The organism is Streptomyces sp. MAI_2237, assembly GCF_054189285.1.
In genome coordinates, this window is the sequence record NZ_JAJPGQ010000003.1 from 1,909,597 (window position 1) to 1,922,632 (window position 13,036).

The window sequence follows — 13,036 nt, forward strand, 5'->3', positions numbered from 1 at the left end:
GTGACGTGTCATGTGTCCCTCCATGCGGTGAACCAATGGACTCATGAGGAGGAGCCCCATGCGTGGTGCCAAGAGCGCCAAGTGGGTTGCGATAGCTGCGGTTGTGGCGCTGGGGGCCACTGCGTGTGGCGGTGGTGGCGACAGCAAGGGCGACAGCAAGGCCGCGGTCGACCCGAACGGGATTTTCTCGGTCGAGTCCGGTGAGCCGCAGAACCCGCTGCAGCCGGCCAACACCATGGAGTCCTACGGCAGCCTCGTCGTCAAGTCGCTGTTCTCGCAGCTGGTCAGCTACGACTCCGCGGGCAAGATCGTCATGGTCAACGCCCAGTCGGTGGACAGCAAGGACAACAAGACCTTCACGGTCAAGCTGAAGTCGGGCTGGAAGTTCCACGACGGCACCCCCGTCACCGCCACGTCCTACGTCAAGGCGTGGAACTGGGCCGCGAACCCGGCCAACAAGCAGACCAACAGCTTCTGGTTCTCCGACATCCAGGGCTACGACCAGGTCGCGCCGGCCAAGGGCAAGCCCAAGGCCACCGAGATGTCCGGTCTGAAGGTCGTCGACGACAGCACCTTCACCATCACGCTGTCGAAGCCCATGCCGTACTTCGTGTACAAGCTCGGCTACGAGGTCTTCTCGCCGCTGCCGGAGTCCTTCTACAAGGACCCGAAGGCCGCGGGCGAGAAGCCGATCGGCAACGGCCCGTACAAGTTCGTCAGCTGGCAGCACAAGAAGCAGATCCAGGTCGCGAAGTACGCCGACTACAAGGGTCCCGACGCGGCCAAGAACGGCGGCGTGATCTTCAAGAACTACGCCAGCCCCGAGACGGCGTACGAGGACCTGAAGTCCGGCAACGTCGACGTCCTCACCCAGATCGCCCCGAAGGACCTGCCGGTCTACAAGCAGGACCTCGGCAGCCGCGCGATCGACCAGTCGTTCTCCGCGATCCAGACGATCGCCGTGGCGTACTACACCAAGCAGTGGAAGAACATCGACCCCAAGGTCATCCAGGGCCTGTCGATGGCGATCGACCGCAACACCATCACCAAGACCGTCCTGAACAACACCCGTGAGCCCGCCACCGGCTGGGTCGCCAAGGGTGTCCTGGGCTACAAGCCGAACGTCGCGGGTGACGTCACCACGTACAACCCGACGAAGGCCAAGCAGCTCATCAAGGAAGGCGGCGGCGTTCCGGGCAACAAGATCTCCATCCAGTTCAACGCCGACGGCGGTCACAAGGACTGGGTCGACGCGGTCTGCAACTCCATCACCAACGCGACCGGCGTCAAGTGCGTGGGCGACTCCAAGGCCGACTTCCAGGCCGACCTGAACGCGCGTGACGCGAAGCAGGTCAAGTCGCTGTACCGCTCGGGCTGGGTGCTGGACTACCCGTTCATCGCCAACTTCATCCGTGACCTCTACGGCACGAAGTCGGACGGCAACCAGGGCGGCTTCTCCAACAAGAAGATCGACGACGAGATCGCCGCCGCCGACAGCGCCGGTTCGCTGGAGGAGTCGGAGCAGAAGTACCAGGAGATCGAGGCCCAGCTCAAGGACTCGATGCCGAGCATTCCGCTCTGGTACTACAAGGTCAACGCGGGCTACTCCGAGAAGGTCAGCGGCGTCAAGTTCAACCAGGCCGGCGACCCTGTGCTGACCGGCGTTCAGGTCACCAAGAAGTAACCACAAGCCCGTATCCGGGGCGCGGAGGAGTCGCGCCCCGGCAACGGCCGTGGCTGGGGGGCCCTTTCCGCACGCATCCTTCAACGGTGCGCGGGGAAAGGGCCCGTCGGCTGCCGCTGTGACTGACATGGAGGCACGATGGGGCGCTACGTCGCACGACGACTGCTCCAGATGATCCCGGTCTTCATCGGGACAACCCTGCTGATCTTTCTCATGGTCTACGCCCTGCCCGGTGACCCCGTGCGCGGGTTGTTCGGCGACAAGGGCGGCAGCCCGCAGGTGATCGCCCAGTTGAGACATCAGTACGGTCTGGACCAGCCGATCCTGGTCCAGTACTGGCATTACATGAAGAACATGATTCTGCACGCCGACTTCGGCACGCAGATCGCGAGTGGCCGTCCGGTCACCGACGTGCTCGGCGACGCCTTCCCCGTCACCCTCCGTCTGGCCGCCCTCGCGTTCCTCATCGAGATGGTGTTCGGCATCGCGCTCGGCATCGTCGCCGGCCTGCGCGCCGGGCGGATCACGGACAACGCGATCCTGCTGGTCACCCTGCTGCTGATCTCGGTGCCGGTGTTCGTCCTCGGTTACATCCTCAAGGTGATCTTCGCCTTCGACCTGAACTGGCTGCCACCGAACGTCAACGACTCTACGAACGTGAACGAGTTGCTGATGCCGGCGATCGTGCTGGCGACCGCGTCACTGGCGTACGTGACCCGGCTCACCCGTACCTCGATCGCCGAGAACCTGCGCGCCGACTACATCCGCACGGCCATCGCCAAGGGCCTGCCGAGGCGGCGCGTCGTGGGCGTGCACCTGATGCGCAACTCCCTGATCCCGGTGGTCACTTACCTGGGCACCGACATCGGCGCGCTGATGGGCGGCGCAGTCGTCACCGAGGGCCTGTTCAACATCCAGGGTGTGGGTGGCACGATCTACCAGTCGATCGTCCGCCGCGAGGGCACGACCCTGGTGGGTCTCGTGACCATCCTGGTCCTCGTCTACCTCCTCGCCAACCTGCTCGTCGACCTGCTTTACGCGGTCCTTGACCCGAGGATTCGCTATGCCTGACGTGACCAAGACCGTGCCCGAGGCCGCTGCCGAGGACGCCGCCGTCGCGGCGGCCGGCGGCACGCTGCCCGAGGCCAAGCCGGAGAAGACGCGCAGTCTTTGGGGCGACGCCTGGGGCGACCTGCGGCGCAGCTGGATCTTCCTCGTCTCCGCGGTGCTCATCCTGCTGCTGCTGACGATCACCTTCTTCCCCGGCTGGTTCACCGGCGCCGACCCCACCCACGGCGACCTGGCCAAGCACTTCCTGCAGAAGCCGAAGATGGGCAAGTTCTTCGACCCGGACTGGCTGGGCTACGACCAGCAGGGCCGCAGCGTCTACGCCCGTGTCATCTACGGTGCCCGCGCCTCCATCGCGGTCGGCTTCGGCACCACCGTCGCGGTGACGCTCGTGGGCGGCCTGGTCGGCATGATCGCCGGTTACTTCGGCGGGCTCGTCGACTCGATCCTGTCCCGGCTGACCGACGTGTTCTTCGGCATCCCGTTCCTGCTCGGCACCATGGTCGTGCTCAACTCCTTCCAGGACCGCACGACCTGGGTCGTCATCGGCGCCCTGAGCTTCTTCGGCTGGACGCAGATAGCCCGCGTGATGCGCGGCGCGGTGATCACCACCAAGCAGGCCGACTACGTGCACGCCGCCCAGGCGCTGGGCGCGAGCACGCCGCGCATCCTGTTCCGGCACATCCTGCCGAACACCCTGGCCCCGGTGATCGTCGTGGCCACCATCTCGCTCGGTGTCTACATCTCCGCCGAGGCGACCCTGTCGTACCTGGGCCTCGGCCTGAACGGCGTGTCCTGGGGCAACGACATCTCCGACGGCGGCAACCAGATCCGAGTGGCGCAGTGGATCATGCTGTACCCGTCGATCATGCTCATCATCACCGTGTTGGCGTTCATCATGCTCGGTGAGGCCGTCCGCAACGCCCTCGACCCGAAGATGCGCTGAGGGAGGCGTACGTGACCATCATCGAAGAAGTTTCCGTGCCCTCGCCGCGCGACGGCGACAACGGCCCGCTCCTCGAAGTGCGTGACCTGCACGTCGAGTTCCACACCCGCGAGGGCGTGGTCAAGGCCGTCAACGGCGTCAACTACAGCGTGGGCGCCGGCGAGACGCTCGCCGTCCTCGGCGAGTCGGGCTCCGGCAAGTCGGTGACCGCGCAGGCCATCATGGGCATCCTCGACATGCCCCCGGCGACGATCCCGCAGGGCGAGATCCGCTTCCGGGGCGAGGACATGCTCCAGATGTCCGGTGAGGACCGCCGCAAGATCCGCGGCCGGCGCATCGCCATGATCTTCCAGGACGCGCTCAGCTCGCTGAACCCGGTGCTGTCGGTCGGCTACCAGCTCGGCGAGATGTTCCGCGTCCACCACGGCATGTCCAAGAAGGACGCCAAGGCCAAGGCGATCGAGCTGATGGACCGGGTGAAGATCCCGGCCGCCGCGGCGCGGGTGAACGACTACCCGCACCAGTTCTCCGGCGGTATGCGCCAGCGCATCATGATCGCCATGGCGCTGGCCCTGGAGCCCGAGCTGATCATCGCCGACGAGCCGACCACGGCTCTCGACGTGACGGTCCAGGCCCAGGTCATGGACCTGCTGGCGGACCTGCAGCGCGAGTACAACATGGGCCTGATCCTCATCACCCACGACCTCGGCGTGGTCGCCGACGTCGCGGACAAGATCGCCGTGATGTACGCGGGCCGGATCGTCGAGACGGCCCCCGTCCACGAGCTGTACAAGCGGCCCGCGCACCCCTACACGCGCGGTCTGCTGGACTCGATCCCGCGCCTGGACCAGAAGGGCCAGGAGCTGTACGCGATCAAGGGTCTGCCGCCCAACCTGCTGCGCATCCCCACCGGTTGCGCCTTCAACCCGCGCTGCCCCAAGGCGCAGGACATCTGCCGCACGGACATCCCTCCGCTGCTGCCGGTGACCGAGCAGGACGGCGCGGAGCTGCCGGGCCGTGCCTCGGCCTGCCACTTCTGGAAGGAGACGCTCCATGGCTGAGCTCAGCAAGAACGACGAGCCGCAGGACGCCACTCCGAACGTGTCCGAGGTGGACGTGGTGGACGCCCACTCCGAGGCGGAGTCCGTCGCCGCCATCGAGGCGCCCGTCGAGCGGGGCGAGCCGATCCTGCAGGTGCGTGACCTGGTCAAGCACTTCCCGCTGACCCAGGGCATCCTGTTCAAGAAGCAGGTCGGCGCGGTCAAGGCCGTCGACGGCGTCTCCTTCGACCTGCACCAGGGCGAGACCCTGGGCATCGTCGGCGAGTCCGGCTGCGGCAAGTCCACGGTGGCCAAGCTCCTGATGAACCTGGAGCGGGCGACGGCCGGCGAGATCTTCTACAAGGGCCAGGACATCACCAAGCTGTCCGGGCGCGCGCTGAAGGCGGTCCGCCGCAACATCCAGATGGTGTTCCAGGACCCGTACACCTCGCTCAACCCCCGTATGACGGTGGGCGACATCATCGGCGAGCCCTTCGACATCCACCCCGAGGTGGCCCCGAAGGGCGACCGGCGGCGCAGGGTGCAGGAGCTGCTGGACGTCGTCGGCCTCAACCCGGAGTACATCAACCGCTATCCGCACCAGTTCTCGGGCGGTCAGCGCCAGCGCATCGGCATCGCCCGCGGTCTGGCGCTCAACCCCGAGATCATCATCTGCGACGAGCCGGTGTCGGCCCTGGACGTCTCCGTCCAGGCCCAGGTCATCAACCTGATGGAGCGACTGCAGGACGAGTTCAACCTGTCCTACATCTTCATCGCGCACGACCTGTCGATCGTCCGGCACATCTCGGACCGCGTGGGGGTCATGTACCTCGGCAAGATGGCCGAGGTCGGCACCGACGAGCAGATCTACGACCACCCGACGCACCCCTACACCCAGGCGCTGCTGTCGGCGGTCCCCGTGCCGGATCCGGAGGCCCGCGAGAGCCGCGAGCGGATCATCCTGACCGGCGATGTGCCGTCCCCGGCCAACCCGCCCTCCGGCTGCCGCTTCCGCACCCGGTGCTGGAAGGCCCAGGACAAGTGCGCCGAGGAGGTCCCGCTGCTCGCGATCCCGGAGCGCTTCAAGGACTCCGACTCCCCGGCGGCCCACGAGTCGGCCTGCCACTTCGCGGAGGAGAAGGACGTCGTCCACGCGTAGCCTGCGGCGGCTGAGCAGTTGTCCCCGGTACCCGGTGTTGTGGGGGTGCCGGGGACTTGCGTTTCGGGTGCGGGTTGTCGTGCGGGTGCGGGGCGGTTGTGGCTGGTCGCGCAGTTCCCCGCGCCCCTGGGATTGCGGCGCCCGGGGTGGTGGAGGTGCGGGGGCTCGCGTGGCCGCGGCCGGACCCGCTCACGGCTGGCAGCCTCTCTTCGATGAGCGTTACCCGTACGCCGGCGGCCCCGGCCACTACGCCGCCTATCTCGCCAACTCCGATGGGTTCGAGGTGGAGTTGGTGGGGCGTGAGGTCACGTCGTGACCCGCGTCCGTGCCCAGTGGCAGGCCACCTGGGTGTCGGCCGTGCCCGTCAGGACGTCCAGGTCCTGGGTGCGGCAGGCGTTCGCGACCCCGGCGCGGTCCGCCTCGCCGCTCGCCAGGATCTGGCAGCGGGCGTGGAAGCGGCAGCCGGAGGGGATGCGGGAGGGGTCGGGGGGTTCGCCGGTCAGGACGACCGGGTCGCCGGGGGCCTCCGGGAGGACCGACAGCAGGGCCTGGGTGTACGGGTGCCGGGCTGCCGTCAGGACCTGCTCCACCGTGCCCGTCTCCACGATCCGCCCCAGGTACATCACCGCCACCCGGTCCGCGACGTTCCACGCCAGACCCAGGTCGTGCGTCACCACCAGCGCGGACAGGCCCAGTTCGGTGCGCAGACGCAGCAGCAGGGCGAGGATCTCGCCGCGCACGGAGGCGTCCAGGGAGGCCACCGGCTCGTCGGCGACGATGAGTTCGGGCTGCAGGACCAACGCGCCCGCGATGACGACCCGTTGGCGCTGGCCGCCGGAGAGCTCGTGCGGGTAGCGCAGGAAGAAGCGTTCGGGCGGGCGGAGTCCCGCGCGGGACAGGGCCTCGGCCACCGCCGTCCGTTCGTCGCCCGGATGCCCGTGGATGCGCAGGCCCTCGGCCACCGCCTCGTACACCGTGTGCCGCGGGTTCAGTGAGCCGCTGGGGTCCTGCAGGACCAGCTGGACGCGTCGGCGGTAGGCCTTCAGCGCCCGCGAGGAGTACTCCAGCGGCTTGCCGTCGAAGCGGACGCTGCCCGAGGACGGCTCGACCAGCCCGAGCAGTGAGCGCGCCAGTGTCGTCTTGCCGCAGCCCGACTCGCCGACCAGCGCCACGATCTCCCCGGCGCCGATGTCGAGTTCGACGCCGTCCACCGCCCGGGCGGGGGCGGCGCCATGACGGCCGGGGAAGGTCACGTGCAGGTCCCGCGCGCTCAGCAGCGGCGCCGGAGTCGTCATGTCGTGCTCCTCACGTCCTGCGCCGGACCGGCCGGCGGCGGAACCGCCGCCCCGACGTGCACACACGCCGCCCGCCGCCCGGGTCCGGCCTCCCTCAACGGCTGGTCCAGCACGGCGCACTCGTCCAGGGCGACCGGGCAGCGCGGGTGGAAGGCGCAGCCGGACGGCAGGTCCGTCGGGTCGGGCGGGTCACCGGCGAGCCCCCGCGGGGCGAACCGGGACGCCGGGTCACCGATGCGCGGGAACGCCGACGACAGGGCCCTGCCGTACGGGTGCAGCGCCTCCTCGTACACCGCCCGCGCGGGCCCCTCCTCGACCACGCGGCCCGCGTACATCACGGCCAGCCGGTCGCAGGTGTCGGCGAGGACCGCCAGATCGTGACTGATCACGATCAGGCCCAACTCCTGCTCGGACACGAGCTGTTCGATGAGCCGCAGGATCTGTGCCTGGATCATCACGTCCAGGGCGGTGGTCGGCTCGTCGGCGACGACGAGCCGCGGGTCGCAGGCCAGCGCCATGGCGATCATGACGCGCTGCCGCTGCCCGCCGGAGAGCTCGTGCGGATACGCCCGCGCCCGCGCCGCCGGCAGACCCACCTGCTCCAGCAGCTCACCGGCCCGCCGCTTGGCGGCCGCCGGAGTCGCGCCGCCGTGCAGCAGGATCGGCTCGGCGATCTGGTCGCCGACGCGGTGCACGGGGTTGAGCGAGTGCATGGCCCCCTGGAAGACGATCGAGGCGCCGGCCCAGCGCACCGCGCGCACCCGCCCCCACCGCATCGTCAGAACGTCCTCCCCGTCGAGCAGGACCTCACCGCCGACCTCCGTGCCGGCCGGCAGCAGCCGCAGCAGGGCCAACGCCAGCGTGGACTTGCCGCAGCCCGACTCGCCGGCGATCCCGAGCTTGCGGCCCGCCTCGAGCGACAGGTCCACACCCCGTACCGCCTCGGCTCCGCCCGGATACGTCACGGTCAGGCCCCGGACCTCCAGCAGCGTCAACGGGCCACCCCCAGCCTGGGATTGAGCACGGACTCCACCGCCCGCCCGCACAGCGTGAACGCCAGCGCCACCAGCGCGATGGCGATGCCCGGCGGCACCAGGTACCACCAGTCGCCCGCACTGACCGCACCCGCCTCGCGCGCGTCCTGCAGCAGCCCGCCCCACGAGATCACCGTCGGATCTCCGAGCCCGAGGAAGGCGAGCGTGGCCTCGGCGAGGACCGAGGAGGAGATCATCAGGGTCGTCTGGGCGAGGACCAGCGGCATCACGTTGGGCAGCACATGACGGCTCATGATGTGCCAGTGCCCGCCGCCGAGCGCCTTCGCCCGCTCGATGTACGGCCGCGACTCCACCGCCAGGGTCTGGGCGCGCACCAGCCGCGCCGTCGTCGGCCAGGAGGTGACGCCGATCGCGAGGATCACCGTGCCGAGCGAGCGGGTCATCACGGTGGCCAGCGCGATGGCCAGCACCAGCGCCGGCATCACCAGGAACCAGTCCGTGATGCGCATCAGCACGGTCGCGTACGCGCCCTTGAAGTGCCCGGCCGTGACCCCGACCACGGTACCGATCACCACCGACAGCACGGCCGCGAGCAGCCCGACCAGCAGCGACACCCGCGAACCCCACACCACAAGGCCGAGCACGCTGCGCCCGAACCGATCCGTGCCCAGCGGGAAGTCGAGGCTCGGCGCCTCGAGCGGACTACCGGGGGCGTCGGTCACGCCGGCCACGCCGGAGCCGACGGTCAGCGGAGCGGTCAGCGCCATCAGGGCGAACAGCACGAGCGCGGCCAGGCCGATCATCCCGGCGCGGTGGGTGCGGTAGCTGCGCCAGAACCGGGCGGCGGACTGCCGGCGGCGCTGCCGGGCGAGCCGGCCCGGGGTCGCCGGTGCCGCCTCGGCCGTCATCGGCCCACCCGGGGGTCGAGCAGCGGATACAGCAGGTCGGCCAACGTGTTCATGACGATCACCGCCGAGGCGAAGAAGAGGAACAGGCCCTGCACGAGCGGCAGGTCGGGCACGCTCAGCGCCTGGTAGAACAGGCCGCCCAGGCCCGGCCAGGAGAAGACCGTCTCGACCAGGATGACGCCCGCGACGGTCCGGCCGAGGTTGACGAAGACGAGGGTGACCGTGGGCAGCAGCGCGTTCGGCACGGCGTGCCGGCGGCGCACCAGGTCGTCCCTGAGCCCCTTGGCGCGGGCGGTCGTCAGGTAGTCGCTGCCCATCTCGTCCAGCAGCGCCGAGCGGGTGACGAGCAGCGTCTGGCCGTACTCGACCGCGACCAGGGTGATCACCGGCAGGACCAGGTGGTGGGCGACGTCGAGGACGTAGGCGAAGCCCTCCTTGCCGCCGGACTCCATGCCGCCGGTCGGGAACAGTCCGGGGATCGGGCCGAGGCCCACCGCGAACACGATGATCATCAGCAGGCCGAGCCAGAAGGACGGCACGGAGTAGAGGGTGAGCGCCAGGCCGGTGTTGAGCTTGTCGCCGAGTCTCCCGTGCCGCCAGGCCGAGCGGGTGCCCAGGAACATGCCGAGCGCAGTGTAGAGCACGAAGGCGGTGCCGGTCAGCAGCAGCGTGTTCGGCAGCGCTTCCGTGATCTTGTCGATGACCGGGGCGCGGAACTGGTACGAGGTCCCCAGGTCACCGGTGAGCGCCTTCCCGCAGTAGTCGGTGAACTGCTCCCACATCGGCAGGTCGAGCCCGAACTCCCGGCGGTACTCGGCCAGTTGTGCGGCCGAGACCGGCCGGCCGCCCGTCATGGTCTTCACCGGGTCGCCCGGGATCAGCCGGAACAGGAAGAACCCGGTGACCAGGACGGCCAGCAGCGAGACGGCGGCGCCGCCCGCCTTCCCGGCCACGTACCGGGGGTAGGCGGTGCCGGTACGGGGCCGTCTCGCCCGGGCGACGGGCGCGGTGACTGCGTCGGAGACCATGAACCACCTATTCGCGGTCGTCGGCGGTCGTACGGCGGCGCATCGCGAAGAACACCCCGGTGGCGGCGAGGACCACGACCCCCGCGACGACGCCGACGATCACCCCGGTCGAGGAACCCCCGGAGGAGGAACCGGAGTCCGCCGGCACGGCCGACCACCAGCTCCAGTAGCCGTCCTGGCCGTAGATGTTGCCGGCCGCCTTCGGCATCGTCGTGATCGACTTGATCTGGTCGGTGCGGTAGGCCTCGACGGCGTTCGGGTACGCCATGACGTTCATGTACCCCAGGTCGTACAGCCGCGACTCCATCTGCTTGACGATGTCGGCCCGTTTGGCGGAGTCGTACTCGGCGAGCTGCTTGGCGTACAGCTCGTCGTAGGTCTTGTCGCAGATGAAGTTGTCGGTCGCGCCGGTGTCCTTCGGCGTGGCCGGCAGGGCGCCGCAGGTGTGGATCGACAGCACGAAGTCGGGGTCGGGGTTGACCGACCAGCCGTCGAAGGCGAGGTCGTACTTCCCGGCGAGCCAGGGGTCGGTGACGTTGTCCAGGCAGTCCAGCGTCATGCCGATGCCGAGCTTGCCCCACCACTCCTTGAGGTACTGGCCGACCGCCTTGTCGTTGGGGTCGGTGGCGTGGCACAGGACGCGGTAGTTCAGCGGCTTGCCGTTCTTGCCGACCCGTTTTCCGGCCGCGTTCTTCTTGTAGCCCGCCTGGTCCAGGAGTTGAGCGGCCTTGGCGGGGTCGTAGGAGAGTTCCTGGCTCGCGGAGGGCTTCCAGAAGTACGTCGAGAAGCGGGGCGGGATGTAGCCCTGGCCCTCTACCGCGTGGCCCTGGAAGACCTTGTCGATGACGGACTTGCGGTCGACCGCCATGAACAGCGCGTTGCGCACCCGCTGGTCCAGCAGGGACGGGTCGCCGTCGCCGAACTTCTGGCCGCTGCGCGCCTTCGCGCCCGGGTTGGTGGCCAGGGCGTAGAAGCGGCGGCCCGGGCCCTCGTTGACGTGGATGTCGTTCTGGCCCTTGAGGGACGCGGCCTGGGCGGGTGTCAGGGCGGGCTGGCCCGCCACGAAGGAGACCTCGCCCTTGCGCAGGGCGGCCACCGCGGCGTCCTGGTCCTTGTAGTACTTGAAGACCAGCTCGTCGAACTTCGGCGCCCCGCGCCAGAAGTCCTTGTTGGCCTTCAGCCGGACGTAGCTGTCCGCCTTGTAGTCGGTGAGCACGAACGGGCCGTCACCGACGATCGGGAAGGACTTGTCGTTGTTGAACTTCGAGAAGTCCTTGACGTCCTTCCAGACGTGCTCGGGCACGATCGGCACGTCCAGGGCCGTCATCGTCGCCTGCGGCTTCTTCAGCCGGATGACCAGCTGTGTGGGGCTCGGGGCGGACACCGAACGGAAGTTGGCGACGAAGCTGCCGTTCGCCGTGGCCGCCGCCTCGTCGGTCATCATCTTGTCGAACGTCCAGGCCGCGTCCCGGGCGGTGACCTTCTGCCCGTCCGACCACGTGGCGTCGGAGCGGATCGTGTACGTCCAGGTGAGCTTGTCGGCGGACGGCTTCCAGCTGGTGGCGAGGCCCGGCACGGGGTGCGCGTCCCCGGGGTCGTAGTCGGTGAGGTACTCGTACGTCAGCCGCAGGATGCTGGTGCTGAGCAGCCGTACCGCCAGGAAAGGGCTGAGCGAGTCGACGCTCTGGGCGACCGCCACGGTGAGCGTCTTCTTGCCCTCGGCCGCCTGGGCGCGCTGGGGCGCCGGGTTGAGCGGGGTCGCGAGGCCTGCCGAGACGGTCAGGGCGACGGCGCCGGCGGCAGCGACGAGCCGAGCCGTGCGGTGCCGTGGGCTTCTCGGTTGTGAACGCCGTGTGCCGTGCTGGTCTTGTGGGCTCATGAATCGTGACCTCGCGTCATCGCTCGCACAGGGAGGGCTTGTTCGGACTTCAGGACCGGGTTCCGCCTGGTGACGCCAGCTGGGTGATGAGTGTGTCTATCAGCGGGTGTCTGCGCCCGTCAACGGCCCGCCAAACCTGATGTGGCCTGCGGAAACGGCGAGTTGATGTTCGATGTGGCCAATATTGGTCGAGACCGGTGAAGGGGTCCTGGTGGAGGGCTGACGCCGTCAGCGGACGGATTCAGCCACCGTGATGATCTCGTGACTGTCGGCCCTGAGGGGCCCGCGTTCCCAGTCGCCGAACTGTTCCGTCACGCGAAGTCCCGCCCGGCCCAGCGAGCGTGCCAGGGCGTCGGCGGCCAGAAAGCGCCGGGTGGAGCGGCAGGTCTGCGGGCGGGGCCAGGGTCCGCCCGCGAACGTCGTCGTGAAGGTCACCCGTTCGCCACCGGCGGCTCCCTCCACCTCACGCCACACCCGGACGGCACGGCCGTCCGGGCCGACGACCCGGCGCACGTGCTCCGGCGTCCACCGCGACCAGGCGCGCGCAGCCGGATTCCGGGTGCCGAACACGAACCGCCCGCCCGGGGCCAGGGCGGCGCGCACACTGCTCAGCGCCAGCCGCAACTCGTCCTCGCCCAGGAGGACCTGGAAGGTGTGCCCGGTCATCACGACCAGCTCGAACGCGCCGCCCCACGCCCGCGACCCCAGATCCCCGAGCACCCATTCGACCCCGGGTTCGCGCCGCCGTGCCTGGACGAGCAGTGCGGCCGCCGGGTCCAGTCCCGTCAGCCGCCCCCGGTGCCCCGCCGCACGGGCCCGCGCGAGCAACCGGCCGGTGCCGCAGCCCGCGTCGAGCACCGATGCGGCGGACATCACCAGGCCCAGACAGAAGTCGTCGCCCGGTCCCCACGGGTGGAGGGCGTCGTAGAGGGAGGCGAGGGAAAGATCGGCGAACGATCGGTCGACCACGCGCAGGAGTGTGTCACAGGTCACCGAACGCACGGACGTGAACAACCGTCTTCTTGCCTTGTCCG

General features: G+C 69.2%; 11 protein-coding genes. 5 read left to right on the forward strand and 6 right to left on the reverse strand.

Annotation, left to right across the window (positions count from 1 at the left end; all coding sequences use genetic code 11):
* Positions 1-58 precede the first annotated feature (58 nt).
* The 5 genes from LN251_RS19290 (at position 59) to LN251_RS19310 (ending at position 5,897) form a co-directional block, all read left to right on the forward strand.
* Entirely contained in the window at positions 59-1,684 is a 1,626-nt protein-coding gene (locus LN251_RS19290; protein WP_458245498.1) for a peptide ABC transporter substrate-binding protein, read from the forward strand.
* Positions 1,685-1,822: 138 nt separating this feature from the next.
* Positions 1,823-2,755: an ABC transporter permease gene (locus LN251_RS19295; protein ID WP_458245499.1), complete on the forward strand. Its 933-nt coding sequence runs from the start codon at positions 1,823-1,825 to the stop codon at positions 2,753-2,755.
* Positions 2,748-3,698, forward strand: a complete 951-nt coding sequence (locus LN251_RS19300; RefSeq protein WP_458245500.1) for an ABC transporter permease — start codon at positions 2,748-2,750, stop codon at positions 3,696-3,698. Before LN251_RS19295 ends, LN251_RS19300 begins: the two co-directional genes overlap by 8 nt.
* Positions 3,699-3,709: 11 nt before the next feature.
* Positions 3,710-4,759: an ABC transporter ATP-binding protein gene (locus LN251_RS19305; protein ID WP_458245501.1), complete on the forward strand. Its 1,050-nt coding sequence runs from the start codon at positions 3,710-3,712 to the stop codon at positions 4,757-4,759.
* Positions 4,752-5,897 carry an ABC transporter ATP-binding protein gene (locus LN251_RS19310; RefSeq protein ID WP_458245502.1) on the forward strand — a complete coding sequence of 382 codons (1,146 nt, stop codon included), beginning with the start codon at positions 4,752-4,754 and terminating at the stop codon, positions 5,895-5,897. The genes LN251_RS19305 and LN251_RS19310 overlap by 8 nt, the downstream gene beginning before the upstream one ends.
* 305 nt (positions 5,898-6,202) lie before the next feature.
* On the opposite strand, the gene LN251_RS19315 is transcribed toward LN251_RS19310, so the two are convergent.
* From LN251_RS19315 to LN251_RS19340, 6 genes are all read right to left on the reverse strand, one after another.
* Positions 6,203-7,192 (reverse strand): ABC transporter ATP-binding protein, encoded by a 990-nt coding sequence (locus LN251_RS19315; RefSeq protein WP_458245503.1) that lies wholly within the window; start codon positions 7,190-7,192, stop codon positions 6,203-6,205.
* Positions 7,189-8,187 (reverse strand): ABC transporter ATP-binding protein, encoded by a 999-nt coding sequence (locus tag LN251_RS19320; RefSeq protein WP_458245504.1) that lies wholly within the window; start codon positions 8,185-8,187, stop codon positions 7,189-7,191. The genes LN251_RS19315 and LN251_RS19320 overlap by 4 nt, the downstream gene beginning before the upstream one ends.
* Complete coding sequence (locus tag LN251_RS19325; RefSeq protein ID WP_458245505.1) at positions 8,184-9,095, reverse strand: ABC transporter permease; 912 nt, start codon at positions 9,093-9,095, stop codon at positions 8,184-8,186. Before LN251_RS19325 ends, LN251_RS19320 begins: the two co-directional genes overlap by 4 nt.
* A complete protein-coding gene (locus tag LN251_RS19330) occupies positions 9,092-10,123 on the reverse strand; it encodes an ABC transporter permease (protein ID WP_458245506.1) in 1,032 nt (343 codons plus the stop codon). Before LN251_RS19330 ends, LN251_RS19325 begins: the two co-directional genes overlap by 4 nt.
* Before the next feature lie 7 nt (positions 10,124-10,130).
* Positions 10,131-12,002 carry an ABC transporter substrate-binding protein gene (locus tag LN251_RS19335; protein ID WP_458245507.1) on the reverse strand — a complete coding sequence of 624 codons (1,872 nt, stop codon included), beginning with the start codon at positions 12,000-12,002 and terminating at the stop codon, positions 10,131-10,133.
* 228 nt (positions 12,003-12,230) lie between these two features.
* Positions 12,231-12,971, reverse strand: coding sequence for a class I SAM-dependent DNA methyltransferase (locus LN251_RS19340; RefSeq protein ID WP_458245508.1), 741 nt, complete (start codon positions 12,969-12,971; stop codon positions 12,231-12,233).
* Positions 12,972-13,036 lie beyond the last annotated feature (65 nt).

Excerpts from the sequence above, each read along its gene's own strand:
- LN251_RS19290 (WP_458245498.1), top strand. The coding sequence starts at position 59 with ATGCGTGGTGCCAAGAGCGCCAAGTGGGTTGCGATAGCTGCGGTTGTG.
- LN251_RS19295 (WP_458245499.1), top strand. The coding sequence starts at position 1,823 with ATGGGGCGCTACGTCGCACGACGACTGCTCCAGATGATCCCGGTCTTC.
- LN251_RS19300 (WP_458245500.1), top strand. The coding sequence starts at position 2,748 with ATGCCTGACGTGACCAAGACCGTGCCCGAGGCCGCTGCCGAGGACGCC.
- LN251_RS19310 (WP_458245502.1), top strand. The coding sequence starts at position 4,752 with ATGGCTGAGCTCAGCAAGAACGACGAGCCGCAGGACGCCACTCCGAAC.
- LN251_RS19315 (WP_458245503.1), bottom strand. The coding sequence starts at position 7,192 with ATGACGACTCCGGCGCCGCTGCTGAGCGCGCGGGACCTGCACGTGACC.
- LN251_RS19325 (WP_458245505.1), bottom strand. The coding sequence starts at position 9,095 with ATGACGGCCGAGGCGGCACCGGCGACCCCGGGCCGGCTCGCCCGGCAG.
- LN251_RS19330 (WP_458245506.1), bottom strand. The coding sequence starts at position 10,123 with ATGGTCTCCGACGCAGTCACCGCGCCCGTCGCCCGGGCGAGACGGCCC.
- LN251_RS19335 (WP_458245507.1), bottom strand. The coding sequence starts at position 12,002 with ATGAGCCCACAAGACCAGCACGGCACACGGCGTTCACAACCGAGAAGC.